Annotated in this window: 19 protein-coding genes and 1 pseudogene; 8 read left to right on the forward strand and 12 right to left on the reverse strand. The window is 69.3% G+C overall.

The features are described from left to right. Positions 1 to 86: 86 nt before the first annotated feature. From C5B99_RS13710 to C5B99_RS13715, 3 genes and pseudogenes are all read right to left on the reverse strand, one after another. Positions 87 to 1,364, reverse strand: coding sequence for a class I SAM-dependent RNA methyltransferase (locus C5B99_RS13710; RefSeq protein ID WP_146081294.1), 1,278 nt, complete (start codon positions 1,362 to 1,364; stop codon positions 87 to 89). Beyond that, a pseudogene (locus C5B99_RS19780) lies at positions 1,350 to 1,424 on the reverse strand (hypothetical protein); the annotation flags it as partial. The gene C5B99_RS13710 and the pseudogene C5B99_RS19780, both read right to left, overlap by 15 nt. Further along, a complete protein-coding gene (locus tag C5B99_RS13715; RefSeq protein WP_146082012.1) occupies positions 1,412 to 2,248 on the reverse strand; it encodes a putative glycolipid-binding domain-containing protein in 837 nt (278 codons plus the stop codon). The gene C5B99_RS13715 and the pseudogene C5B99_RS19780, both read right to left, overlap by 13 nt. Positions 2,249 to 2,268: 20 nt before the next feature. On the opposite strand from C5B99_RS13715, the gene C5B99_RS13720 reads away from it, so the two are divergent. Both C5B99_RS13720 and C5B99_RS13725 read left to right on the forward strand, forming a co-directional pair. Then, on the forward strand, positions 2,269 to 2,919 hold the full coding sequence (locus C5B99_RS13720) for a nucleoside triphosphate pyrophosphatase (RefSeq protein ID WP_104243013.1): 651 nt from the start codon (positions 2,269 to 2,271) through the stop codon (positions 2,917 to 2,919). Positions 2,920 to 3,070: 151 nt separating this feature from the next. Next, positions 3,071 to 5,131, forward strand: a complete 2,061-nt coding sequence (locus C5B99_RS13725) for a glucose PTS transporter subunit IIA (RefSeq protein ID WP_104243015.1) — start codon at positions 3,071 to 3,073, stop codon at positions 5,129 to 5,131. A gap of 61 nt (positions 5,132 to 5,192) precedes the next feature. Here C5B99_RS13725 and C5B99_RS13730 read toward each other — a convergent pair whose 3' ends face one another. Then, complete coding sequence (locus C5B99_RS13730) at positions 5,193 to 5,768, reverse strand: hypothetical protein (protein ID WP_104243017.1); 576 nt, start codon at positions 5,766 to 5,768, stop codon at positions 5,193 to 5,195. A gap of 106 nt (positions 5,769 to 5,874) precedes the next feature. Here C5B99_RS13730 and C5B99_RS13735 point away from each other — a divergent pair, with 106 nt between their 5' ends. Further along, complete coding sequence (locus tag C5B99_RS13735; protein WP_104243019.1) at positions 5,875 to 6,330, forward strand: MarR family winged helix-turn-helix transcriptional regulator; 456 nt, start codon at positions 5,875 to 5,877, stop codon at positions 6,328 to 6,330. Between the two features lie 4 nt (positions 6,331 to 6,334). Here C5B99_RS13735 and C5B99_RS13740 read toward each other — a convergent pair whose 3' ends face one another. Further along, complete coding sequence (locus tag C5B99_RS13740) at positions 6,335 to 6,889, reverse strand: TetR/AcrR family transcriptional regulator (RefSeq protein WP_181058006.1); 555 nt, start codon at positions 6,887 to 6,889, stop codon at positions 6,335 to 6,337. 118 nt (positions 6,890 to 7,007) lie between these two features. On the opposite strand from C5B99_RS13740, the gene C5B99_RS13745 reads away from it, so the two are divergent. Next, complete coding sequence (locus C5B99_RS13745) at positions 7,008 to 8,069, forward strand: SDR family NAD(P)-dependent oxidoreductase (protein WP_104243021.1); 1,062 nt, start codon at positions 7,008 to 7,010, stop codon at positions 8,067 to 8,069. A 391-nt stretch (positions 8,070 to 8,460) separates the two neighbouring features. Here C5B99_RS13745 and C5B99_RS13750 read toward each other — a convergent pair whose 3' ends face one another. Then, on the reverse strand, positions 8,461 to 10,533 hold the full coding sequence (locus tag C5B99_RS13750) for an ABC transporter ATP-binding protein (RefSeq protein ID WP_104243023.1): 2,073 nt from the start codon (positions 10,531 to 10,533) through the stop codon (positions 8,461 to 8,463). Continuing rightward, positions 10,530 to 12,263, reverse strand: coding sequence for an ABC transporter ATP-binding protein (locus C5B99_RS13755; protein ID WP_104243025.1), 1,734 nt, complete (start codon positions 12,261 to 12,263; stop codon positions 10,530 to 10,532). The genes C5B99_RS13750 and C5B99_RS13755 overlap by 4 nt, the downstream gene beginning before the upstream one ends. A 383-nt stretch (positions 12,264 to 12,646) precedes the next feature. On the opposite strand from C5B99_RS13755, the gene C5B99_RS13760 reads away from it, so the two are divergent. Both C5B99_RS13760 and C5B99_RS13765 read left to right on the forward strand, forming a co-directional pair. Beyond that, positions 12,647 to 14,431 (forward strand): biotin carboxylase N-terminal domain-containing protein, encoded by a 1,785-nt coding sequence (locus C5B99_RS13760; protein WP_104243026.1) that lies wholly within the window; start codon positions 12,647 to 12,649, stop codon positions 14,429 to 14,431. Between the two features lie 129 nt (positions 14,432 to 14,560). Continuing rightward, positions 14,561 to 15,325, forward strand: a complete 765-nt coding sequence (locus C5B99_RS13765) for a TSUP family transporter (protein WP_104243377.1) — start codon at positions 14,561 to 14,563, stop codon at positions 15,323 to 15,325. A gap of 218 nt (positions 15,326 to 15,543) precedes the next feature. Here the strand turns inward: C5B99_RS13765 and C5B99_RS13770 are convergent, their stop codons facing one another. Then, complete coding sequence (locus tag C5B99_RS13770; protein ID WP_104243028.1) at positions 15,544 to 16,992, reverse strand: NAD(P)H-quinone dehydrogenase; 1,449 nt, start codon at positions 16,990 to 16,992, stop codon at positions 15,544 to 15,546. 129 nt (positions 16,993 to 17,121) lie between these two features. Here C5B99_RS13770 and C5B99_RS13775 point away from each other — a divergent pair, with 129 nt between their 5' ends. Continuing rightward, a complete protein-coding gene (locus C5B99_RS13775; protein ID WP_104243030.1) occupies positions 17,122 to 17,952 on the forward strand; it encodes a purine-nucleoside phosphorylase in 831 nt (276 codons plus the stop codon). After that, complete coding sequence (locus C5B99_RS13780) at positions 17,952 to 19,673, forward strand: phospho-sugar mutase (RefSeq protein WP_104243032.1); 1,722 nt, start codon at positions 17,952 to 17,954, stop codon at positions 19,671 to 19,673. The genes C5B99_RS13775 and C5B99_RS13780 overlap by 1 nt, the downstream gene beginning before the upstream one ends. A gap of 754 nt (positions 19,674 to 20,427) precedes the next feature. Here C5B99_RS13780 and C5B99_RS13785 read toward each other — a convergent pair. The 4 genes from C5B99_RS13785 to C5B99_RS13800 all read right to left on the reverse strand — a co-directional run bounded on the left by C5B99_RS13785 (position 20,428) and on the right by C5B99_RS13800 (position 24,341). Next, the gene (locus tag C5B99_RS13785; RefSeq protein WP_104243034.1) at positions 20,428 to 20,955 is read right to left on the reverse strand and encodes a methylated-DNA--[protein]-cysteine S-methyltransferase; all 528 of its coding nucleotides are present in this window, start codon (positions 20,953 to 20,955) and stop codon (positions 20,428 to 20,430) included. Continuing rightward, complete coding sequence (locus tag C5B99_RS13790) at positions 20,952 to 22,571, reverse strand: DNA-3-methyladenine glycosylase 2 family protein (protein ID WP_104243036.1); 1,620 nt, start codon at positions 22,569 to 22,571, stop codon at positions 20,952 to 20,954. The genes C5B99_RS13785 and C5B99_RS13790 overlap by 4 nt, the downstream gene beginning before the upstream one ends. A gap of 145 nt (positions 22,572 to 22,716) precedes the next feature. Next, positions 22,717 to 23,202, reverse strand: coding sequence for a PTS sugar transporter subunit IIA (locus tag C5B99_RS13795; RefSeq protein ID WP_104243038.1), 486 nt, complete (start codon positions 23,200 to 23,202; stop codon positions 22,717 to 22,719). Next, positions 23,199 to 24,341: an adenosine deaminase gene (locus C5B99_RS13800; RefSeq protein ID WP_258063370.1), complete on the reverse strand. Its 1,143-nt coding sequence runs from the start codon at positions 24,339 to 24,341 to the stop codon at positions 23,199 to 23,201. Before C5B99_RS13800 ends, C5B99_RS13795 begins: the two co-directional genes overlap by 4 nt. Positions 24,342 to 24,404: the final 63 nt, after the last annotated feature.

A 24,404-nucleotide genomic window follows, 5' to 3' on the forward strand; every position in this document is an offset into this window, starting at 1 on the left:
TGCTCGACGGAGACCGTGCGACGAACGCCGGGCCCCTCGCTCCTGCGAGTGCCCGGCGTTCGTCGCGTCCGAGGCGGTCGTTCCGGTCAGGCGCGCACGAAGCGGGCGACCGTCTCGAAGTGGTGCGTGTTCGGGAAGAGGTCGTAGGCGCGCATCCAGTCGAGCGTGTAGCCGTGGCCGAGGAGGAGACCGGTGTCGCGGGCGAGCGCGACCGGGTCGCAGGCGACGTAGACGAGCTGAGCCGGCCCGAAGCCCGCGAGACGGTCGATGACGTCCTTGCCGGCGCCGGAGCGCGGCGGGTCGAGGATGACGCTTCCGCGGCGGATCCCATCGCGGTCAAGGTGCGTCGCGTCGCGCTCGAGATTCGCGAGGTACTGGTCGACGCGTGCCGTGACGGCGCTCGCGCCGCGCCACTCCGCGAGGTTCGCGGTGGCGTGGCCGGTTGCAGCCGCGTTCGACTCGACGGTCTCGATGAAGGCCCCTGGTCCGGCTTCCTGCGCGAACGCCGCCGCGAGCAGGCCGACTCCGCCGTACAGGTCGAGGTTGACGGCCTCGGCGTCGACGAGGGTGGGATCGAGGGCGTCGGCGACGGCGTTCGAGAGCGTCTCGGCGGCGAGCCTGTGCACCTGCCAGAACCCGTCCTCGTCGACCCGGTACTCGCGCCCGTTGACGACCTCGGTGACCACGGCCGGCTTGCGTCCGTGGGCGCCGTCGAGGATGGTCCGCATGCGGGTGTCGAGCTCCGCGGGTGCCACGAGCTCGATGCGGCCGGAACCGGCGAGGCGTTGACCGAGCGGAGCGAGCTCCTCGATGTCGCCGTGCGCGAGCGGCAGGGTCTCGGTCTCGATGACGCGGTGCGAGCGTGCGGCGTACGGGCCGACGCGCCCTTCCTTGTCGACGTGGAGCGTGACGCGGGTGCGCCAGCGCGTTCCGCCGTTCTCGTCGTCGCCGAGAAGGGGCTCGACGACACCCTGCCAGTCGTGGCCAGCGAAGCGCGCCATGGATTCTCGCAGGACCTGGGCCTTCAGCTCACGCTGTCGGGCCAGGCGGATGTGTCCGAGCTCGGCTCCCCCGGCGCGTTCCTCCGGCGTCCGCTCGATCCCGGCTTCCTGCCACACGTGCGCCTGGCGGTCGTCGGATGCGCGGAGCACGTCGGTGGCGACGGCACGCGCGAAGGACTTCCGCACCTCGGTCACCCGAGCCTGTACGAGCTCGCCGGGCACGGCATCCGCGACGAACACGACTCTGCCCTGGTGACGGGCGACGAAGATGCCGCCGTGCGCGATGTCGCCGACCTCGAGCTCGATCACGTCTCCTGGAGTGATCTCCGCTGAAAGGTCTGGGGTCGTGCCGTCGTGGGTCATGCGCTCGAGCCTAGCCGTGCGCGCCCACCGAGCCTGGCGGCCTCGGCTCAGAGCCGCGTGAAGAGGCCGGGGTAGCTGAGCACGAAGCTCTGCTCGTCGGTCGCGATCTCGCGTTCGAACGAGCCGTCGGCCGCCTGGAAGAGGTAGCGGGTGCGGCTCAGGCGGCGGTACCGCTGACGGTCCAGGAACACGGCGAACGTCTCCGTGTCGATGTAGGCGACCTCGATCTCGCGTTCTTCGCCGACCTCGAGTCCCAGCCTGCGCATGGGCAGCGTGTTGGTGAGGGGAGTCGCCCGGATGTCCACGTCGAGCGCACCGCTGAGCTCGGGGGCTGGGCGGTCGCCGACGCGCCAGTCGCCGCGGCCGTTGGAGGTGACGGTGAGGTGCTCACCGGTCTTCGGGCGGCGCAGCGAGACGAGCCGCGTCCGCAGGACCGGGTCGGTCTCGAGCAGGTACTCGAGGTGTGGGCCCCCGCCCTCGCCCTGCTCGGCCGAGACCGGCGCGGAGATGCGCGAGTTCGCGGTGATCGCGCCGACCGCGTCCTCGACGACGCTCGCCGCCTCGACGTCACCGCTCGCCTCGGCGACCCACGCGAGTGCGGAGGGGGCCGAGGCGGCTTCGACGCCCGGCGCATCCCACACCACAGACGAGCGGGAGAACCTGGTCTGCTTCGGCGCGCGGTACCTCGACTCGATGCGGGTCACCCGACGCCCTCCCCTTCGGAATCTGGGCGCTGGGCCGAACTGTGGAGCCTGATGAGCATGCGAGAGATCGTATGCAAACGGCCTTGGCGCACTCTGGCAGGAGGTCGCGCGTTGGCTGACCGCGCCCTGACCGTAGCGGCCCCACCGCCCCGGAAGGCCTGCTCCGCGCAGCGAGGGCACCGTCCCGGTACCCTCGCCTCATGCGCCTGTACCTCGCCTCGACGTCGCCCGCCCGCCTCATGCTGCTGCGCCAGGCGGGCATCGAGCCCGTCGTCATCCCGTCGAGCGTCGACGAGGACGCCGTGATCGAGGCGCGTCTCGCCGAGGGTCCTCTCGAACCGAGCGAGTACGTGCAGCTGCTCGCTCGGGCCAAGGCACTCGCGGTCGCGGATGCGCCTGACCCGCGAACCGGGGAGCCGCTCGACGGCCTCGTCCTCGGGGGCGACTCGATGTTCGAGATCGGCGGCCGGATGCTCGGCAAGCCCCACGAGCCGCACGTCGCGCGCGAGCGCTGGCTCGCGCAGCGGGGCCAGACGGGCACGCTGTGGTCTGGGCACTGGCTCGTCGACCGCCGTGATGGCTCGGATGCTTCCGGAGACGGCGTCGGCAGCACCGCGAGCGCCAGCGTGACCTTCGCCGACGATCTCGACGACGTCGAGATCGACGCCTACGTCGCCTCGGGTGAGCCCCTGCACGTCGCCGGCGCGTTCACGATCGACTCGCTCGGGGCTCCCTTCATCGACCGCATCGAAGGCGACCCGTCGACGGTCGTGGGACTCTCGCTTCCCGCCCTGCGCCGACTCGTGCGCGGCTTCGGAGTGGGGTGGCCCGAGCTGTGGAACCGCGCCTGATGCGCCCCTCTGCGGCCTCAGCAGCAGGCCAGAAGCGGCGCCCGGCTACGAATTGAACACGGTGCCAGCTCGCATCTGGTGAATGCCGACGGTCGGGCGTAACGTCGCGATCCAGGCGTCAACGAGGACGCCTCGCGAGGGAGGTCCGACCATGCCCGCACATTCGTCAGGAGACTCGGGGCCAGCAGCCCAGATCGTCAGCCAGCTCGGCGGCGCGGGGAACATCGAGAACCTCACCCACTGCGCGACACGGCTGCGCTTCCAGCTGCACGACGCATCCGGTATCGACCAGGCCGCCGTCGAGGCGATCCCCGGCGTCATGGGGGTCGTCCCGCAATCGGGCGAGCGCTACCAGGTTGTCATCGGCGGTGGCGTGCAGAACGTCTACAACGACATCCAGGCGCTCCCCTCGATGGCGGGCGGTGGCTCCCCCGCCGACCCGGAAGACGCGGCCTCGATCAAGGCCGCGGCCCGCGCGAAGGGGCCGCGCGGCAAGTTCGCATGGCTCGACAGCGTCTTCGAGTTCCTGTCCGACTCGTTCCGGCCGATCCTCGGCGCCTTGCTGGGTGCGTCCCTCTTCATCACGTTCATGGCGCTCATGAGCACGCTCGGCGTCATCCCCAACTGGGCCGACCCGCGCACCGACCTCCCGCCGTCGTGGCGCTTCCTCAACCTCTGCTGGCAGGCGGTCTTCGTCTTCCTGCCCCTGTACATCGCGTACAACGCGTCCAAGCGCGTGGGGGCCGACCCGTGGATCGGCTTCGCCATCATGGGCGTCGTCATGCTGCCCGGCTTCACGAAGCTCGCCGACGGCATCGACCCCATCGAGGTCTTCGGCTCCGAGGTCTCCGTCGTGCCGATCTTCGGCCTCCCGCTCACGGTCTTCGACTACAGCTCGCAGGTGTTCCCGCCGCTGCTGATGGCCGCGCTGCTCGGCCCCCTGTACAAGGGCCTCAAGAAGCTCATCCCCGAAGACCTGCACCTCATCTTCGTGCCCTTCCTGAGCATGCTGATCATGATCCCGCTCACGGCGTTCCTCATCGGCCCCATCGGCGTCTACACGGGCGCCGGCCTCGCCAACCTGCTCCGCGGCATCAACGACTTCTCGCCGCTCATCTTCGCCATCGTGATCCCGCTCGCCTACCCCTTCATGGTGCCGCTCGGCCTGCACTGGCCGATCAACGCGATCATGCTGCTCAACATCCAGACGCTCGGCTACGACTACATCCAGGGGCCGATGGGCGCATGGAACTTCGCGTGCTTCGGTGCGACCGCCGGCGTGCTGTACCTCTCCATCCGCGAGAAGGACACGCAGATGCGCCAGACCTCGACGGGCGCCCTCGCGGCCGGCCTGCTCGGCGGTATCTCAGAGCCGTCGCTGTACGGCATCCACCTGCGCTTCAAGCGCATCTACGGGCGGATGCTCGTGGGCTGTCTCGTCGGCGGGGTCATCATCGGCATCGGCGGCGGCGTGAAGACGAGCGCGTTCGTCTTCACGTCACTGCTCACCATCCCGGCGTTCGACAACATCCCGCTCTACGCAGGCGCGGTCGGTGCGGCGTTCCTCGTCTCGATGTTCCTCGTCATCTTCTCCGGCTACCGCAGCCCCGAGCAGCAGGCAGCATTCGAGGCGGCCCGGGTTCCGGTCGCCGACCTGGAGACGGCGAAGAAGGGAGAGAGCACGGAGGACGTGATCGCCGCCTCCGCCGCCCGCGAGGGCGAGTCGGCTCCCCGCACCGTCGAGGTCCTGTCCCCGCTGGAGGGCGAGATCGTCCCGCTGTCGGAGGTCCCCGACGCCGTCTTCAGCCAGGGCATCATGGGCCCGGGCGCCGCCATCAGGCCGAGCGGCGCCGTCGTCTACGCTCCGGGAACGGGCACGGTCGCCGTCGCCCAGGCGACCGGGCACGCGTTCGGCCTGCAGCTCGACAACGGGCTCGAGGTGCTCATCCACGTCGGCATCGACACGGTCGAGCTCGATGGCAAGGGCTTCGACGTCAAGGTGAAGGCAGGCGACAAGGTCACGCCGGACACGGTGCTCGTCGAGTTCGACCGCGACATCGTGGAGGCCGCGGGCTTCTCGCTCATCACGCCCGTCATCGTGCTGAACGCGGGGTCGTTCGCGTCGGTCGAGGCGGTCGGGCTCGGCAGCGGCGAGGTCGGCACGCCGATCCTCGAGGCGGTGACGAAGGCGCCCGCGCCCAGCGAGGTGTAGCTGGCTTCTGCGGGGCGACCGGTTTCGGCGGCTGAGCGCGACCAGGCGTCCCCGCGTCGCGTCAGCGGACCGCGTCAGCGGATGCGTCGTGGAGGAGATCGTCAAGCTCGCGAACCCGCACGGTGGGCATGGGCCGCGCCGACTGCGCTCCAGCGAGCCGGATGCGCGCCTCGATGTCGGAGTTCTGAGCGCCCCGATCCTCGATCGACACCTGATTCGAGCTGCCGACCGCGCCGCGGACGAGCACCAGCTGCGCCCCGACTGGCCAGCGGTCTGCAGGCTCGCCGTCGCCGCGACCGGCCCGGTTGCGCGCGGCCGCGCCGTCGAGCTTGTGGAGGAGGCGACCCGCGACCTGTTCGGCACTCCCCTCGCCGATCTCGCCGAGCAGCACCCCGAAGTGCGTGACCTCGCCGAGGTTCAGCTCGATGCTCTCGCGCACCTCGGCCAGCGCCTCGGAGGTCGTCGCCGTGAGCTCGACGGGCATGACCGCGTCGGCGTAGTCGTCGACGAGCAGCGCGAACGGCGCGACGTCGCGGCCCACGATCGCGACCGTGCTGCCGCCACGGAGCAGGGCGTCGGCGAGCCGCCGGTCTGCTCCATCCTCGCCACCTGCGATGCACCAGATCTGATCGGTCATGGTCGACTCCGTCCCTGTCCCGGCATCCGCTCTGGTGCCCACCTCGAACTATACTTAGTCATATCCTCACTATTAGTGAGAAGCTCGACGATCTCAGAGGGTTCACATGGAGCAGGGCGAATCGCGCGAAGCACTCCTCACCCAGCTGAATGACGTCAGGAACGAACTCACCAGGGGCCTCGCCGCGAGGCACATGGCCCCGTTCCTCGAGCTCGACATCACCGCCCAGCAGCTGAAGACCGTCTTCCTCGTGACCACCGGCACGGTCACGACCGTCTCGCAGGCCGCCGAACACCTCGGCGTCGCGGTGCCGACCGCATCCGCCAGCATCGACAAGCTCGTCGAGCACGGGCTCGTGACCCGCACGGAGGGGAAGCCCGACCGCCGCATCCGCCACCTCACGGCGACCCGCAAGGCCATCCGGCTCCACGAGCGCTTCCTCGGACTCCGGACTGACACCGACGAGTTCGCCGCACACCTGAGCGACGAGGAGCTGCAGGGGCTCGTCATCGGGTTCCAGGGCATCCGCCGAGTGCTGCGTCAGCTCACCGAGGGCAGCTGAGCCCTCAGGAGGCGAACGACCGCCAGAACAGCTCGAGCGCGCGCCGAACGACGGCCTCGCGCTCGACGAAGGGCGTGCGCGGCAGAACGCCGGCGAGCATCGAGAGCAGCAGGAGCAGGTCGTCCGCGCTGATCTCCCGGTCGACCCGACCGCTCGCCCATTCGCGCTCGAGAACGTCGCCGAGCACCGCGAGCATCCGGTCTCGAACACTCGCCCCCTGCGCGTCGGCGGTGTCGGTCAGGGTGAGCTGGATGAGTCCGACCGACACGAGCATCTGCCGGGCGATGAGCTCGAGCAGCCCTGCCAGATCAGCCTCGGGCGAGGCTGCGAGGTCTTCGAGCTCGACGATGGCGTCGCCGAACACCGCGAGCGCAAGCGACGCCCGATCCGGGAAATGCCGGTAGAGGCTGCCCTGGCCGACACCAGCGCGCTTGGCGACGGCGCTGAGCGGGGCATCCACTCCCCCCTCGCCGAAGACCTCCCGCGCGGCCGCGATGAGGGCACGTCGGTTCTCGGGGCCAGCACTTGGCCCTCGGTTGGCTTTCGCTGGAGTCGACACCGGGATAGCATAATCCGGACAGTGTTGTCCGGTTCGTTCGATCCGACACTGTCGCCACCCCAGCCCACGCTCGCCGCGAGCGCGGGCTCGGCGGACCGAGCAGAAAGCTGGCACCACCATGACCTCGAGCGCACACCCCCTCACCGGCGACACCACGATCGGCGAATGGCTCACCGACCCGACGGGAGGCGTCGTCATCCGCGAGATCCTCGCCCAGGGCGGCCAGGACGCCTCCTCCCTCACCCCCGTCGCGGGCCTCCCCCTGGCGCAGCTCGTCGAGCTGAGCCAGGGAAAGTTCCCCCAGGAGATGGTGGATGCGATGATCGCGCGAGCGAACAGCGGCGAGGTCGCCCCAGCACAGCCCGGCGAGTTCGGCCCCGCCGTCGACCACGACGCCCCTCGCGCGCCGCGGGCGGCGGCCTGGGTCGAAGCCACCACGGGCGGCCGCTTCGACGGCAAGACCGTCATCGTCACGGGCGCCGGCTCCGGCATCGGCAAGGCGACCGCGTCGCGCATCGCGCGCGAAGGCGGGCGCGTCATTGCCGTCGACGTCTCCGCAGAGCGCCTCGCCGCGCTCGTCAGCGAGCACGACGGCGCCGACATCGTCACCCTCACCGCCGACATCACCGACGACGCCGGCGTCGCTCGGATCCTCGAGGCGGCCGGCTCCCGCATCGACGGCCTCGCGAACATCGCCGGCATCATGGACAACATGACACCGGTCGGCGAGGTCAGCGATGAGGTCTGGAACCGCGTCTTCGCCGTCAATGTGACCGGCACGATGAAGCTCATGCGCGCCGTCGTGCCCGCGATGCTCGCCGTCGGAACGGGCGCGATCGTCAACGTCGCCTCCGAGGCCGCACTCCGCGGGTCGGCCGCAGGCGCCGCCTACACCGCGTCGAAGCACGCCGTCGCCGGGCTCACCAAGTCGAGTGCGTTCATGTACGGCCCGAGTGGACTCCGCATCAACGCCGTCGCCCCGGGACCCGTCGCCACCAACATCGAGGCCCGCTTCGACTCCGAGCTCGGCGGGCAGCGCGTCCGTCGGGCGATGGCGCTGCTGCCGACGCCGACCACGGGAACCGCGCTCGCCGCCTCCATCACGTTCCTGCTCAGCGACGACGGCGTCAACATCAACGGCGTCATCCTCCCCTCCGACGGAGGCTGGTCCGCCGCGTAGGCTTCCCCCATGAGCAAACCCGTCACGCGCACACGCAAGTTCTTCTGGATCGGCCTCGTCGTGATCGCGTTGATCTTCATCGGCTCCGGCGTCTACGAGATGCTCGCGTAGGGTCCGCGCCGGTTCCCCCGCCTGGGATGCCGTCCCGCGCCCGGGCCTTGGCCACCCTCGTCGGCCCCACCACCCTGCCGACCCCTCTGTGTTCTCCGGATGGCTTCCTCGCTTCGGGATGGGAAAGAACCCATCCGGAAGCGAGGAAGCCACCTCGAGACCGCACGCGGCCGGCGCGCGATTGCTCGGGACACAACGGAAACGGCCCGGTGCCTCCGCACAGCAGCGGATGCACCCGGCCGAGCCGGATCACGAGATGCGCCCGATCAGGGGCCCGGACCTAGGACGTGAGCTGACTCTGCTCGGCATCCAGGTCGCTGACGGCCTGCTCGAACTGCGAGTTGTACAGCCTCGCGTACGCGCCGCCCTGCTTCACGAGCTCATCGTGCGTCCCCTGCTCGACGATGGAGCCGTGCTCCATGACGAGGATCAGGTCGGCGTCGCGGATCGTCGAGAGACGGTGCGCGATGACGAAGCTCGTGCGGCCCTGGCGAAGCGCCGCCATCGCCTGCTGCAGGAGCAGCTCCGTGCGCGTGTCGACCGAGCTCGTGGCCTCGTCCAGGATGAGGACCTGCGGGTCGGAGACGAAGGCGCGCGCGATGGTGATGAGCTGGCGCTCGCCGGCGGAGACGTTCGACGCGTCCTCGTCGAGCACCGTGTCGTACCCCTCAGGCAGTGAGTGCACGAAGCGGTCGACGTAGCAGGCGGTCGCAGCGGCGAGCACCTCCTCGTCGGTCGCGTCCTGACGCCCGTAGCGGATGTTCTCGCGGATGGACCCCGCGAACAGCCACGGATCCTGCAGCACCATGCCGGTTCGACTGCGGACGTCCTCGCGCCTGAGCTCGGCGATGTCCTGCCCGTCGAGCAGGATGCGCCCGCCGTCGAGCTCGTAGAAGCGCATGATGAGGTTCACGAGGGTCGACTTGCCGGCACCGGTCGGCCCGACGATCGCGACCGTCTGGCCTGGTTCGACCGAGAAGTTGAGGTTCTCGATGAGCTTCTGCTCCGGCGTGTACGAGAAGGTGACGTCGTCGAAGACGATCTCGCCCGCACCGTTCGCCGGCTTGGGCGCGTCGCTCGCGTCGGGCTCCTGCTCGTCCTCGTCGAGCAGCTCGAACACGCGCTCGGCCGAGGCCGTACCCGACTGCAGCACGGCAGCCATCCCGCCGAGCTCGGCGAGCGGCTGCGTGAACTGCTGCGAGTACTGGATGAACGCCTGCACGTCGCCGAGGCGCAGGTTGCCGCCCGCGACCATGAGGCCACCGAGCACCGCGATGCCCACGTAGGACAGGTTTCCGATGAACATCATCGCCGGCATCATGACGCCCGCCCAGAACTGGGCCTTGAAGGCCGCCTGGAAGAGCTGCTCGTTGTCGACCTGGAACTGCTCGCGTGCATCCTTCTCGCGGCCGAACACGCGAACGAGGGCGTGACCGGAGAACGACTCCTCGACGCGCGCGTTGAGGCGTCCCGTCTTCTTCCACTGCTCGGCGAAGTTCCGCTGCGACTTCGGTCCGATGACGCCGAAGATGACGCCCATGAGCGGCAGGGTGACGAGCGCGACGAGCGCGAGCTGCCAGGAGATGGAGAACATCATCACGAGCACTCCGACGACCGTCAGAACGCTCGTGACGACCTGCGACAGCGACTGCTGCATCGTCTGCGTGATGTTGTCGATGTCGTTCGTGACGCGGCTCAGCAGCTCGCCGCGCTGCACGCGGTCGAAGTAGCTCAACGGCAGCGCGTTGATCTTGCGCTCGACGTCCTCGCGCAGCTTGTACATCGCCTTCATCATGATGATGTTGATGACGTACCCCTGCAGCCACATGAGCAGCGCCGAGAACACGTAGAGCGCGAGCACCGACAGGAGCACCATGCCGAGGCGCTCGAAGTCGACCCCCTCGCCAGGCGTGATGTCCATGGCGGCGACCATGTCGGCGAACTGCGTCTGGCCGGAGTCGCGGAGCCCCGCGACGACCTGGTCCTTGGAGGCGCCCGCCGGCAGCTGGCTGGAGACGACGCCCTCGAAGATGAGGTTGGTCGCCTGCCCGAGCACTCGTGGCGCGATGACGGAGAGCACGACGCCGACGGCGCCGAGGAACGACACGATGATGAGCGCGGCGCGGTAGGGCCGGAGCCTGCCGAGCAGCCTGCCGAAGCTCTGCCCGAAGTTCTTCGCCTTGCCGGGAGCGACGCTGTCCCAGTCGCCGGACGACTGCCTCGCCTGCTCGGCGAGCTCCAGCTCGAGCTGCTCGTCCTCGGTCAGGACCTTCTCGACGACCTCCTTCGGCCTGCGCTTGCCCCGACGGGCGCCCTTGGCGTCCTGGTTCTGGTTGTCTGCGTCACGGCTCATGACTGCGCCTCCACTGCGAGCTGGGAATCCACGATCTCCTTGTACGTCGTGCAGCTCTCGAGCAGCTCGTCGTGCGTTCCGAGACCGACCATGCGGCCGTCGTCGAGGACGACGATGCGGTCGGCGTCGACGATCGTCGAGATGCGCTGCGCGACCACGATCTTGGTCACGCCGGGCAGCTGCTCCCACAGCGCCCGCCGCAGCCTGGCGTCGGTCGTGAGGTCGAGCGCGGAGAAGGAGTCGTCGAAGACGAACACCTGCGGTTCGTGCACAATCGCGCGCGCGATGGCGAGCCGCTGGCGCTGCCCGCCGGAGACGTTCGTGCCGCCCTGCGCGATGCGCGCTTCGAGCTGCTTGTCCTTCTCCTGCACGAAGGCCGTGGCCTGCGCGATCTCGAGGGCCTTCCAGAGGTCGTCGTCGGTCGCGGCCTCACGGCCGTAGCGCAGGTTCGAGGCGATCGTTCCGGTGAAGAGGAACGGACGCTGCGGGACCAGGCCGATGCCGTCCCACAGCAGCTCGGCGTCGGCCTCGCGGACGTCGACGCCGTTGACGCGCACGGAACCGCCCGTCGCGTCGAAGAGACGAGGGATGAGCGAGACGAGCGTCGTCTTGCCCGCTCCCGTGGAGCCGACGACGGCGACCGTCTCACCGGGGGCGGCGCGGAAGGAGATGCCCGTGAGCACCGGCTCCTCTGCACCCGGGTACGTGAACTCGACGTCGTCGAACTCGATGACGCCCGGCTCCGGGAAGTCGGAGACGGGGTCGGCCGGCATGATGAGCGTCGACTCGGTGTCGAGCACCTCGGAGATGCGGTCGGCGCTGACGGCCGCGCGCGGGATCATGATCGTCATGAAGCTCGCCATGAGCACGCCCATCAGGATCTGCATGACGTAGGCCATGAACGCGAAGAGCGTCCCGATCTCGACCGTGCCCTGGTCGACCTGGATTCCGCCGAACCAGATGACGCCGACGACGGTGATGTTCAGCACGAGCATCGCGAGCGGGAAGAGCGTGACGAAGAGATCGCCGACTCGCTTGCCGAGGAGGAAGAGGTCGTTGTTCGCGACCTCGAACCGCTGCTCCTCGATCGGCTCGCGCACGAACGCGCGCACGACGCGCACACCGGTGAGCTGCTCGCGCAGGATCCGGTTGATGTTGTCGAGCTTCACCTGGAACTGGCGGAACAGCGGCACCATCCGGCTGATGATGATGCCGACCAGCAGGAGCAGCACGGGGGCCGCGACGCCGATGATCCAGGAGAGGCCCACATCCTGCTGCAGGGCCATGATGATGCCGCCGATCGCGAGCATGGGAGCCGAGACGAGCATGGTGGAGCCCATCATGGCGAGCATCTGCACCTGCTGCACGTCGTTCGTGTTGCGCGTGATGAGCGAGCCCGCCCCGAAGCGCGAGACCTCGCGCTCGGAGAAGCCGCTCACTCGCGCGAAGACGTCGGCGCGGATGTCACGGCCGAGCGCCATGGCGGCGCGCGCGGCGAAGACGGTCGCGATGATCGAGCACGTGATCTGCCCGAGCGAGATCGCGAGCATGACGGCGCCCGTCGACCAGATGTAGTCGGTGTCGGCGTTGGCGACGCCCTTGTCGATGATGTCGGCGTTGAGTCGCGGCAGGTACAGCGACGCTAGCGCTTGAAGGAATTGGAAGACCAGCACGCCCGCGAGGAGCGGCCAGTACTTCCTGAGATAGCGGGCGAGGAGCTTACCGAGCATCGATTCTCCGGAACGACGAGGCGTCTCGCATTGCGCATCCGCTAGCGTGGTGGATGCGCGTCGCTGGGGACGCGGAGTGGACGGCAATTCGGCGGGCCCGGACTGGACCTGGCACACCGGACCATTGCTGGTCGTGCAGTCATTGCTGACCGACTGGCAGGACGAACTGAGCGAAAGCTCAGCCCTGTAGCTAAACACGACGTAATACATGACGCAACACCCTTCCCACTCCGTGGGAATGTGCAACGCGGCCAATGTCGCCCAACTGCCACACGCTCGGCGTGGTGAGAACCTCCAACCGAGCGCATCTGACAACCTTCTCCCGATAAGTTTGTCGAATCGAGCCAAATCCGGCCGCACCGACCTCAATAGGCTTAGGAACCATGTCGCGAATCTCGAAGCTCCTCATCGCCAACCGTGGCGAAATCGCCGTACGCATTGCACGAGCGGCTCGAGACGCGGGTATCACCTCCGTCGCCGTGTACGCAGACCAGGACCGTGACGCACCCCACGTCCGCCTCGCCGATGAGGCGTACGCGCTGCGAGGCGCCACGAGCGCCGAGACGTACCTCGTGATCGACAAGCTGCTCTCCATCGCCCGCCGCTCCGGCGCCGACGCCGTGCACCCGGGATACGGCTTCCTCGCCGAGAACGCCGAGTTCGCACGCGCCGTCATCCGCCAGGGACTCACCTGGATCGGCCCGTCCCCCGAGGCCATCGAGGCGCTCGGCGACAAGGTCACGGCGCGCCACGTCGCAGAGAAGGTCGGCGCACCGCTGGCCCCCGGCACGCTCAACCCCGTCGAAGGCCCGAGCGAGGTCCTCGACTTCATCGACATCCACGGACTGCCGGTCGCCATCAAGGCCGCGTTCGGCGGCGGCGGGCGCGGGCTCAAGGTCGCACGCGAGCGCGAAGAGGTCGCCGAGCTGTTCGAGTCCGCAACCCGCGAGGCCATCACCGCGTTCGGACGCGGCGAGTGCTTCGTCGAGAAGTACCTCGACAAGCCCCGCCACGTCGAGACGCAGTGCCTCGCCGACTCCCACGGCAACGTCGTCGTCGTGTCCACGCGCGACTGCTCGCTGCAGCGACGCCACCAGAAGCTCGTCGAGGAGGCGCCAGCGCCCTTCATCACCGCCGAGCAGGAAGCCGAGATGCGTCGCGCATCCAAGGCGATCCTCAAGGAGGTCGGCTACGTCGGCGCTGGAACCTGCGAGTTCCTGCTCGCCGCCGACGGCACGGTCGCGTTCCTCGAGGTCAACACGCGCCTCCAGGTCGAGCACCCGGTCTCCGAGGAGGTCACCGGAATCGACCTTGTCCGCGAGCAGTTCCGCATCGCCCAGGGTGAGGCGCTCGGCTACGACGACCCGACGGTCACCGGCCACTCGTTCGAGTTCCGCATCAACGGCGAGGACCCGGGCCGCGGATTCTTCCCAGCCCCTGGTACCGTCACGACCTTCCGCGTTCCCGGGGGCCCCGGCGTGCGCGTCGACTCCGGCGTCCGCGAGGGCGACATCGTCTCCGGCGCCTTCGACTCACTGCTCGCGAAGCTCATCGTCACGGGCGCCACGCGCGAGGAGGCGCTCGAGCGCTCCCGCCGCGCCCTCGAGGACTTCGAGCTGAACGGCATGCCGACCGTCCTGCCCTTCCATCGCTCCGTCGTCCGCGACCCCGCCTTCACCGCCGAGAACGGCGAGTTCGGGGTCTACACGAGCTGGATCGAGACCGAATACAGCAACACGATCGAGCCGTGGGGTGGCGAGGCCGGCGACGTCAACGAGCCGATCGCGCGCCGCAACGTGGTCGTCGAGGTCAACGACAAGCGCCTCGAGGTGTCGCTCCCCGAGCGCCTGCTCGCCGCCACCGGTGTCGGCCACGGCGGTGCGGGTCGGACCATGGCGGGACACGCCCCGAAGCGTCGCTCGCACACCAACGTCGAGACCCACTCGAGCGGTGACGTCGTCGCCCCCATGCAGGCGACGATCGTGAAGTTCGCCGTCGAGGAGGGGCAGAAGGTCGTCAAGGGCGACCTCCTCGTCGTCCTCGAGGCCATGAAGATGGAGCAGCCCATCCAGGCTCCCCGCGACGGCATCGTCGCATCCATCTCCGGTGCCGCCGGCGAGACGGTCTCGAGCGGCACGAAGCTGCTCGAGCTCGCCGACGCCGAGTAGCCTCGGTAGGTGATCGACGCCTCCCTCCTGACCTCCACGCTGCTCTCGTCGCCCCTCGACGCCGCGCTCACGACGAACGACGCGAGCTGGCTCGAGTCGTTCACGGGGCTCGAGGGGTTCAACGGCTGGCTGCTCGCGCTCGTCATCGTGGGCGGCTTCGCGGCCGGCTGGGTGGATGCGGTCGTCGGCGGCGGCGGGCTGATCCAGCTCACGATGCTGCTCACGCTGCCGGGCGTCTCGCCCGTGCAGGCACTCGCGACCAACAAGTTCGGCAGCATCGCCGGCACCGCGACCAGCTCCATCACCTACTTCCGACGCGTCAAACCCGACCTGCGAACCGCGCTGCCCATGGCCGCCATCGCGCTCTTCGGCGCCTACGGCGGCGCGATCCTCGCCTCCAGCATCCCCGCCGCAGCCTTCAAGCCCATCATCGCCATCGCGATCCTCGGCATCGGCATCTTCACCGCCTTCAAACCGAGCGTCGGGCAGCTCGACAAGCTCAAGTACGAGGGACGCAAGCACCACGTCGTCGCGGGCCTCATCGGCTTCGCGATCGGCGTCTACGACGGCCTCCTCGGGCCGGGGACCGGGTCCTTCCTCGTCATCGCCCTCGTGTCCCTGCTCGGCTACTCGTTCCTGCAGGCCAGCGCGAAAGCCAAGATCGTGAACCTCGGCACCAACCTCGGCGCGCTCCTCTTCTTCGCCCCGCAGGGCTACGTGCTCTGGGGGCTCGGCGCCGTGCTCGCCGTCTCCAACGTCGCCGGCGGCTACCTCGGCGCCCGCACCGCCATCCGCGGCGGGAGCAAGCTCATCCGCTGGGTCTTCCTCATCGTCGTCAGCGTGCTCTTCATCAAGCTCGCCATCGACATCTGGAACGAGTACGTCGCGACCTGATCGGCCTCACGGCGCGGAACGCCGCCAGGCGCCGTTCCAGCACCGAGACAGCCGAGCTAGGGAGTGTCTGACAGTGGATCGCCGCAGCGAGCACAGCCTGGTCGTGTGAGCTGCAAGGCGGAGAACGAAGCCCAATGCGGAGCATTGCGCGAGTTCTCCAACGCAGCAGATCGCGCGACCAGGACGAGCGGAGTCGGCGAGGCATTGTCAGACACGAGCTAGGCCTTCGTCTGCTCCTCGTACGGCATGTGCATGGCACGGGCGGCATCCGAGATGCTGCTCGCGAGCGACGGGTAGACCGCCCAGGCACGCGCAACCTGGTCGACCGTGAGGCGCTGCTCGATGGCGATCGACAGCGGCAGCACGAGCTCCGAGGCACGAGGTGCGACGATCACGCCGCCGATGACGGTGCCCAGGTCGTTGCCGGCGATGAGCTTCACGAAGCCGTCGCGCACGCCCTGCATCTTGGCACGCGGGTTCTCGCCGAGCGGCAGCTTGTAGACGCGACCCTCGCGGGTGCCGTCCTCAATGGAACGCTGCTGCCAGCCGACCGTCGCGATCTCCGGGTACGTGAAGATGTTCGAGGCGACATTGCGCAGGTTGATGGGCCGCACCTCGTCGCCGAGCGCGTGGAACACCGCTGTGCGCCCCTGCGTGGAGGCGACGGATGCGAGCGGGAAGAACTCCGTGCAGTCGCCGGCCGCGTAGATGTTCGGCACCGAGGTGCGCGCGACGCGGTTGACGCGGATGTGCCCGGACGGCGAGACCTCGACACCGGCCTCCTCGAGCCCGATGCCGGAGGTGTTCGGGATCGAGCCGACCGCGATGAGGCAGTGCGAGCCACGCACCTCGCGCCCGTCGTCGAGGGTCGCCACGACCTCGTTGCCGTCGCGGACCACGGTCGCCGCACGGGACTTCGACAGCACGGTCATGCCGCCGCGCTTGAAGACGTCCTCGATGACATCCGCGGCATCAGCGTCCTCGTTCGGGAGCACGCGGTCGCGGCTCGAGACGAGCGTGACCTTCGAGCCGAGCGCCGAGTAGGCCGACGCGAACTCGGCCCCGGTCACGCCAGAGCCGACGACGATGAGGTGGCTCGGCATCTCCTTGAGGTTGTAGAGCTGGGTCCAGGTGAGGATGCGCTCCCCGTCGGGCTTGCACGAGTCGAGCGTGCGAGGACGAGCACCGACCGAGATCACAGCCGAGTCGAACTCGATGCGGTCGAAGTCCTGCCCACCCGAGCCGGTGCCGACCGTGACGGCCGAGTTGCCGTCGAGCTTGCCCTCGCCCTGGATGACGTTGACCCCGGCAGCCTCGAGCGTGCGCTGCATGTCGTCCGACTGGTTCTGCGCGAGGCGCAGCAGCCGCTTGTTCAGCTTCGAGAGATTCACCGCGACCTCGGGCTTCAGCGGCTTCCCCGTGTCGCCCTTCGCGAAGAACTGCACGCCGAGTTCGCCGGACTCGCGGATCGCCGTCGCCGCCTCTGCGCTGGCGATGAGGGTCTTGGAGGGAACCACGTCGGTGAGGACGGCGGAGCCGCCGACGCCGACGCGTTCGATGAGGGTGACTTCTGCGCCGAGGCGGGCGGCCGAGAGCGCGGCTTCGTACCCGCCTGGCCCCCCGCCGACGACGACGATGCGGTGCTTGCGATCAAAGGGCGTGGCCATACCCGCTATTGTCCTCCTCCCGCATGAACCCGCCAAACCGGAGAGGTTTCCGCGCCGTTCCGAGACGGGGCGGGACATCATCCGCTTGTGCTCCACGCAGGTCCCGCCCCGGTCGCTACGCTGGGGTGCATGTCAACGCACGAGTCAGAGTCGATCGACGATCCAGCCACCTCACCCTTCGAGTTCGCGCAGGCAGCTGCCGCGGTCATCGCCGAGAAGACGGGTGTCGAACGCCACGACATCGCGCTCACGCTCGGCAGCGGATGGGGGCAGACGGCCGAGCTGCTCGGCGAGACGATCGCGACCATCCCAGCCGACGAGGTGCCCGGATTCGCGAAGTCCGACATCCCAGGCCACTCCGGGACGCTGCGCTCGATTCGCCTCGCGAACGGCAAGCACGCGCTGGTCATCGCAGCGCGCACGCACTACTACGAGGGCAAGGGTGTGCGCCGCGTCGTGCACTCCGTGCGCACCGCCGCGGCGGCCGGCGCCTCGGTCATGATCCTCACCAACGGCGCTGGCGGCGTGCGCCCCGAGTGGGGCCCTGGCACGCCCGTGCTGATCTCGGATCACATCAACCTCACGGCCGACTCGCCCCTCGAGGGAGCGACCTTCATCGACCTCACCGACCTGTACTCGGCGCGCCTGCGCGAGCTCGCGCTGACAGTGCGCGACCTCGACGAAGGCGTGTACGTGCAGTTCCGCGGCCCGCACTACGAGACCCCCGCCGAGGTCAGGATGGCGCGCACGATCGGCGGCGACATCGTCGGCATGTCGACGGCGCTCGAAGCCATCGCGGCTCGCGAGGCCGGCATGGAGGTGCTCGGCATGTCACTCATCACGAACCCGGCGGCCGGCGTCTCGCCCAACCCGCTGAGCCACGCGGAGGTCCTCGAGGCAGGCAAGGCGGCGGAAGCCGATCTCGCCGAGCTGCTCTCCCAGATCGTGGTCAAGCTCTGATGAGCGGCATCGCACGGTCGCTGCAGGTCGCGCTCCGGCACAACGCGGTGTCCTGGCTCGAGCAGGACCCCGACGAGGTGACGCGCGCCGAGCTGCAGCAGCTGCTCGACGCCGCCGGCGACGTGTCGCCCGAGCTCGCCATCATCGAAGACGCTGACACCAGCGAGCGCGCCGCGGCCTGGCGCGAGCTGCAGGACCGCTTCTGCGCCCGCCTCGCGTTCGGAACCGCCGGCCTCCGCGGCCGCCTCGGCGCTGGCCCGAACCGCATGAACCGGGTCCTCGTCGCCCAAGCCGCTCGAGGCTTCGCCGACTTCCTGCTCGCGCGAGAGGAGTCCCCGTCGATCGTCATCGGCTACGACGCCCGCAACAACTCGCAGCGCTTCGCGCAGGACACTGCGGAGATCATGCAGGCCGCGGGCGTCGCCGCCACGATCCTGCCGAGGCAGCTCCCGACGCCCGTGCTCGCATTCGCCGTCCGCCGACTCGGCGCATCCGCTGGCGTCATGGTCACCGCCTCGCACAACCCGAAGTGGGACAACGGCTACAAGGTGTACCTCGGCGGGGCCGACGACGGCTCGCAGATCGTCGCGCCCGTCGATGCCGAGATCGCCGAGGCGATCGGCAAGGTCGCGGCCGGCCGGAAGGTGCCGGAGCTCACACGATCCGCGGAGTACGCGACGGCCGACGAGTCCATCGTCACCGACTACGTGTCCGCGACCGCGGCCCTCCTGCGCGGAACGCCGAGCGACGTGCGCTTCGTCTACACGCCCCTGCACGGTGTCGGCTGGGAGACGTTCCGCGCTGTCGTCGCAGAGCTCGGCATCGCCGAGCCGGTCGTCGTCGCGCAGCAGGTCGAGCCGGACGGCGCGTTCCCGACGCTCGACTTCCCGAACCCCGAGGAGCCGGGCGCACTCGACCTCGCCTACGAGACGGCGGATGCTGCGGGAATCGACCTCGTCATCGCGCACGATCCCGACGCCGACCGACTCGCCGTCGCCGTCAAGAGCGCGTCCGGCTGGCGGCGCTTCGGCGGCAATGACATCGGGAAGATCCTCGGCTGGCGCGCCGCAGAGCAGGCGAAGGCCGACGGCGTGCACGGCACGCTCGCGACCTCCGTCGTCTCCGCCCCAGCCCTCGGGCGCATCGCCCACGAGTACGGGCTCGACTACGCCGAGACGCCCACGGGATTCAAGTGGATCTCCCGCGCCCGGAACATCCTCTACGGCTACGAGGAGGCTCTCGGCTACCTCGTCAACCCGGAGACGGTGCACGACAAGGACGGCATCTCCGCGTCGGTCGCGATCCTCGAGCTCATCATGGGGCTCCAGGCCGAGGGGCGCACGCTCATCGACCACGACGACGCCTTCGCCGAGCGCTTCGGCACGTTCGTGTCGACGCAGGTCTCGGTGCGCTTCGACGACATCGCCCAGATCCCCCGCGTAATGGCGGTCCTGCGCGGCCACACGCCCACCGAGGTCGGCGGCGTCGCAGTGCTCGAGACCGGCGACCTGTCCGGCGACGAGGTGCCCATCGACCTGCTGCGCTACCAGCTCGCCGACGGCACACGCGTCATGGTTCGGCCCTCGGGCACGGAGCCGAAGATCAAGGTGTACGTCGACGCATCCAGCGAGGACGGCACACCAGCCGAGCGCGCGGCAGACGCCGAGGCGAAGGCAGCCAGGGCCGGCGAGGCCCTGCGAGTCACCCTCACCACCGCGTAGGCGGAGGACTCCACACGAGAGCCTCTCCTGACGGACCAGCGTCCGCTCAGGGGAGGCTCTCGTCGCAGCACCACGTTCCGCGCTGGCTTCGCGCTGCACCCCGGCTTCGCGATCTGCCAAGGTTTCGGGATGGCTTTCACGCCTCGCGCTGGCTTGCAACCCATCCGCAAGCGCCAAACCCACCCCGAAACAGACGAGCGGCAGACGTTCCTGTCTCGGGATGGCTTCCTCGCCCGCTTCGCGATCACCCCGGCCTCGCGATCCACGCCCGCTTCGCGATCCACCCCAGCCTCGCGATCCACGACCGCTTCAGGATCCGCCCCCGGCTTCGGGATGGCTTGCACGCCTCGCGATGGCTTGCACCCCATCCGCAAGCGCCAAACCCACCCCGAAACAGACGAGCGGCAGACGTTCCTGTCGCGGGATGGCTTCCTCGCCCGCTTCAGGATCCACCCCCGACTTCGGGATGGCTTGCACGCCTCGCGATGGCTTGCAACCCATCCGCAAGCGCCAAACCCACCCCGAAACAGACGAGCGGCAGACGTTCCTGTCTCGGGATGACTCGCACGCCCGCTTCGCGATCACCCCCGCCACGCGATCCACGCCCGCTTCGCGATCACCCCGGCCTCGCGATCCACGCCCGCTTCAGGATCCACCCCCGGCTTCGGGATGGCTTTCACGCCTCGCGATGGCTTGCAACCCATCCGCAAGCGCCAAACTCATCGCGAGACGGCAGACGAGGTCGCCCGGCTCGTCAGCTGGCGTGGGCGAGCTCGCGCTGCAGGAGGGAGCGCTTGACGTCGATACCCCACGCGAATCCGCCGAGCGTGCCGTCCGAGCGCAGTACCCGGTGGCAGGGCACGAAGAGCGCAGGCGCGTTGCTGGCGCAGATGCTCGCTGCCGCGCGCACGGCCGTCGGCCGTCCGAGAGCCGTCGCGAACTCCGTGTAGGTGAGCGGATGCCCTGCCTCGATGGCCCGCAGACCGAGCCACCCCTGCATCCGGAACGTCGCGCCGAACTGGGCGACCAGCACGTCGTCGATGGCGCGGAGATCACCGTCGTAGTACGCACGCACGGCATCAGAGGCGGCAGCGCGACCCCGCACGACGGCGTTCGGCCTGGCCTGCGCCGTGATGCGCTCCAGGACACGCTGCTCGTCGTCGCTCCAGCCTGAGGCGAGCACCGCCCCGTCACGGTCGCGGGCGATGATCGTGAACGGCCCGTCTGGGGTGTCGAGCGTCTCGATGACGGCCCGAGCTTCACTGCTGGTCTGCGTGCTCATGCTGGTGTCTCCGTGGTGGTGGGCGGTGTCTGCGCGGTGGCGCGGATCTTGGTGCCGGGTCGTGCCCTGGGCGGGACAGCTCCCCAGAGGTGGAGGGACAGGTAGCTTCGCCACGGCCTGAACTGCTCCGCGACGTCCGTGAGGGCTCTGGGCTCAGGTGGAAGGCCGAGCGCTCTGGCTCCGCTTCGCAGGGCGACGTCTCCCGTGAGCAGCACGTCTGGGTTGCCAAGCACCCGCATGCTCACGTAGCCGGCCGTCCAGTCGCCGATGCCCTTGAACGCCGTCAGCGCCTCGTGCTGCTCGGCGATGTCGTCACCCGGCGAGAGCCGCAGTCGGCCGTCCGCGATCGCCTCGGCGACGCGTGTGATGGTCGCCGACCGTGCCCTGGGGCCGGCGAAGGACTCCTCGCCGAGCTCCGCGATGGCGGCTGCGCTCGGGAAGAGGCGGTTCACGCCGAGCTCGGTCGCGTGTTCCTCGTTGTCGCCGTTCTGCTCGAGCGAGGCCCCCGCCCGCGCGGCGAGGCGACCAAGAGCCGTCCGTGCCGCCGAGACGGTGATCTGCTGACCGATGATCGCGCGAAACAGCATCTCGTCGGGGTCCACGGCACCGGGCAGGCGGCGACCCGGGCGAAGGCGCACGCGCTCCGCGATCGCCGGATGCACGGAGAGCGCTCCGTCGACGGCCGCCGGGTCCGCATCCAGGTCGAAGAGCCGGCGCACACGCGTGACGAGGGCCTGCAGGTCGCTGAGGTCGGTGAGGCGCGCGCGGAGTCGCAGCGACGCGGGCTGCGGGCCGCCAGCGTCCACGCCGAACCATGCGGGGCCTCCCGGGAGGAGGAGACTGCGCTCGTACCGATCGTCGGTCGCGACCTCGACCCCGTCGATGGCGCGCTCCCGGAGCCAGGCGAAGACGCCCACGGCGTCGTACGGCTCCCGGTACGCGAGCGACAGCGTCAGCGGGGCGGCTCCGGTGCTCAGCGCCAGGCCAGCGCCGAAGCTCCCGAGACCCCCGTCCGTGACTCGCGACGCGGCCGCCACGGCTCGTCTTCGCGATCGCTCGCGCACGAGGGTCGGCGTCAGTTGGAAGACCTCCTGGATGGTCTCGTTGAACGCTCTGACACTCGCGAAGCCGGCCGCGAAGGCCACCTCGCCGAAGGGCAGGTCCGTGGCGCCGAGCAGCGTCGCCGCCGTGCGTGCCCGCTGCGCACGTGCAAGCGCAAGCGGGCCCGCGCCCAGTTCTGCGGTGAGTACCCTCGCGAGGTGCCTGGATGAGTAGCCGAGTCGGGCAGCGAGGCCAGGGACCCCTTCACGTTCCACAACCCCGTCGCTGATGAGCCGCATGGCCCTGCCGGCGACGTCGCCGCGGAGGTTCCAGGCTGGGTCACCGGGTGCCGCGTCCGGCAGGCAGCGCTTGCAGGCCCGGTACCCGGCCTCGTGGGCGGCGGCGCTCGTCGGGTAGAACGTGACGTTCTCCCGCTTGGGTGTGCGGGCGGGGCAGCTCGGTCTGCAGTAGATGCCGGTCGACCCGACGGCGGTGATGAACTGCCCGTCGAAGCGTCGATCCTTGGCGAGGATCGCGCGGTACCGCTCGTCGCCGGTGAGGGTGATGCTTGCCATGCGACGAGTCTGGCAGGTTGACCCCGCCAGAGCTCGCGGAAATCGGACACGACGGTGGGGTGATCCCCCGCCCTGCGGCACTTTCTGCGCACCGAGCGGCGGCGCGCTCCTGCGCAGTGTCGTGCCGATGAGACGAGAAGCCCGGTCAGGCGATGAGCAGCCCCGCTGCGACGAGCCTCGGCTTGAGGAGCTCGACGAACTTCTCCGGCGTGGCTGCGGCGACGAGCTCGCCGAGCACCGCGTCGTTGTCGAACGTCTTCGCCAGCGCGGCGATGAGCTTGAGGTGCTCCGACGCGCTGGTCGCCGTCATGCCGACGACGATGCGCACGGGGTCGTAGCGAGCATGGCCGAAGCCGACGCCTTCCGGGTAGGTGATGACGGCCAGACCGTTCTCGATGGTCTCCTCACCGGGACGCGCGTGCACGAGCGCGACGCCCGGACCGACGACGACATACGGCCCGAAACGTTCGATGACGCGGACCATGTTGCTGGTGTAGCCGCGCTTCGCGTAGCCGCGCTCGGCGAGCAGCTCGCCCATCTGACCGACGGCCTGCCGCCAGTCGAGCGCCTGCTCGGCGAGGCGCACGCTGCTTGCGTCGAACTGAAGCTCAGGTGTGGCCTGCGCGTTCATGCTCCTGCCTCGTCGAACCCTTCGCTCACGATCTCAGCCAGCTCTTCCCGGTCTTCGATCGGCAGGAACGCGCCCTCGGCGGCGTTCAGCTGGAACGTCTCCAGGTCGGCGAGGTCGTAGTCGAAGGCGTCGGCGAGCAGCGTCAGCTCTCGGGAGATGCTGGTCGCGCTCATGAGGCGGTTGTCGGTGTTGACGGTCACCGTGAAGCCGAGCTGGTAGAGCAGATCGAAGGGATGGTCTTCGATGCTGTCTCCCCAGGCGGCGATGGCGCCGGTCTGCAGGTTCGAGGATGGGCTGAGCTCGAGCGGGATGCGGCGGTCGCGCACCCACTGGGCCAGCCGGCCGAGCGACACGTAGGTGCCGTCGTCGTCTTCGCCCTCGAGGTCGATGTCTTCTGCGATGCGCACGCCGTGGCCGAGGCGCAGCGCGTGGGCGTCGAAGAGGGCGCTCTCGATGGAGTCGAGGCCTGCGGCTTCCCCGGCGTGGACCGTGGCGGGGAACCGTTCCGACATGAGGTAGTCGAAGGCTTCCTGGAGGTTCGTGGGCGGGAACCCGTCTTCCGGGCCGGCGATGTCGAAGCCGACGACACCTGCCTCGCGGTGGCGCACGGCGAGCTTCGCGATCTCGAGTCCGTTGCCAGCGTGGCGCATGGCGCTCACGAGCTGGCCGACGCGGATGCGCTTGCCGTGGGATCGGACGTCGTCGATGCCCTCATTGATGCCGGCCTGGACCGCGTTCACGGCGTCGTCGAGGCTCAGGCCACGCTTGAGGTGCTGCTCTGGCGCCCAGCGGACTTCGCCGTAGACGACCCCGTCGGCGCCGAGGTCGTTGACGAAGTCGCGAGCGACGCGCCGCAGACCGTGTGTGGTCTGCATGACGGCCGTGGTGACGTCGAAGGTCTTGAGGTACTCGACGAGCGAGCCGGAGTCGGACTGGTCGGAGAACCAGTTCGACAGTTCGGGCGCGCTCGTCGCGGGGAGCTCCAGACCGATCTCGTCGGCGAGCTCGATGATGGTCTGCGCCCGCAGCCCACCGTCGAGGTGGTCATGCAGCGACACCTTCGGCAGCGCTCGGATGCTGGTGCCGTCTCGTAGCGTGAAATCGCCCTCGTCGTATGGCGCGGAGCTCTGCACAGACACGGTGTTCCCCTTCGAATGTGGCCGCGAACCAACAAGTGCGGCCGTCCAGAGCCCTGATTCTAT

The organism is Pseudoclavibacter sp. Z016 (genome assembly GCF_002931215.1).
Taxonomy (GTDB): Bacteria; Actinomycetota; Actinomycetes; order Actinomycetales; family Microbacteriaceae; genus Pseudoclavibacter.